General features: G+C 42.8%; 1 protein-coding gene. It reads left to right on the top strand.

Annotated elements, in window-relative coordinates; translation table 11 throughout:
* Nucleotides 1-254 precede the first annotated feature (254 nt).
* Nucleotides 255-1427 carry an IS110 family transposase gene (locus G631_RS0115985; protein WP_026490291.1) on the top strand — a complete coding sequence of 391 codons (1173 nt, stop codon included), beginning with the start codon at nt 255-257 and terminating at the stop codon, nt 1425-1427.
* Nucleotides 1428-1599: the final 172 nt, after the last annotated feature.

Here is a 1599-nt window from a genome sequence, read left to right as displayed (position 1 = left end):
CCTCGTATTATATAGTCATACCCATTCTTTACCTTATCTATAGGTATCAGGTATGCTGTTAAAGATGCTGTGGTTTGGTATATCACACCTACCGCTTAGACGGTTTTAGGGAGGCTCCAACCACAGTCTCTTTGTTTAATTGTTAATCAGTTAGATACCGCATGACGGTTTATGTAGAACGAGGTTACAGCACGCAAAGAGCCCTGTGGATCTTATAACAGCAGCATCAAATACTTTTAAGGAGGATCATGATTATGATCTATGTTGGTATCGATGTTGCCAAGGACAAGCATGACTGCTGTATTCTTGACGTCGAAGGCCGGAAGCTCTATCCAGTCTTCACCATCTCAAATGACAAGGTCGGTTTTGATGAGCTTTTCTCCAAGATTGAAGAAGTGACTTCTGATAAGACAGAAATAAAAGTAGGTCTTGAAGCTACCGGTCACTATTCTAGCAATCTTCTGGCGTCGCTCGTTGATAAAGGTTTCCCGACCGTTGTTATCAACCCGCTACACACAAATCTTTACAGAAAAGGTCTAAGCCTTAGAAAGACGAAAACGGATAAAGTCGATGCCTCTTCGATCGCTATGATGTTGATGACCGATAGGACACTCAAGCCCTACTCAAAAACATCATATCACAACGAAGAGTTGAAATCATTAACCCGTTATCGCTTTGACAAGGTTCATGAACGTTCTAAGCTCAAGTCTTCTTTAGCCAGGCTTGTGAACATCCTATTCCCCGAACTGGAGAAACTTGTTCCATCGCTTCACCTTAATTCCGTCTACACGCTTTTAGAAGAACTTCCAGGTGCCGATTACATTGCAGGATGTCATTTGACACATCTCAAAAAGCTTCTTGAGACTTCTTCTAAAGGGCGATACAGCCGAGATAAAGCTATCGAGATCAGGAATGCCGCTATCGATTCTATCGGCACACCTATGGACGCAAAATCCATGGAACTACGACATACCATTCATCTCATCTGGATACTTTCCGAAGAGATTGAAGAAATCGAAGCCTCCATAAAAGCAATCATGGATGAAATGCAATCCCCGATAATGACCATCCCCGGTATCAGTTACCGTATGGGAGCGATGATTCTGGCGGAAGTAGGTGATTTTGAGCGCTTCGATAATGCAGACAAGATTCTCGCTTATGCAGGATTATCTCCATCAACATATCAATCCGGGCAGCTTGATTCATCACACTCGCACATGGAGAAACGTGGGTCACGATACCTACGGTATGCGCTTTTTAACGCCACAAAGTTTGTCTGTAAATGGGATGAATCCTTCGGCATCTACCTCGGAAGAAAAATATCCGAGGGCAAGCACTACAATGTAGCCGTATCACATGCGGCGAAAAAGCTGATCCGAACAATCTATAGGATGGAACTAACCGGACAAGCTTACTCTCCGAGCTAATCAATCAGATATACCTTTTCTGTTTGAGCACCCAATCGGATGCTCTGTTTGTCATGCAATTTTCAAGGAACTGATTGTCGGGAATAAGTCCCGACCACTATACAAATCGCATTTCTGCGTTTTGATCAAAAATCATTTATTTCTTCTTGACTTCTAATAGTTAGTCTCCCTT

Source organism: Butyrivibrio sp. XBB1001, assembly GCF_000424505.1.
GTDB lineage: Bacteria > Bacillota > Clostridia > Lachnospirales > Lachnospiraceae > Butyrivibrio.
This window is presented reverse-complemented; position numbering and strand designations above follow the sequence as displayed.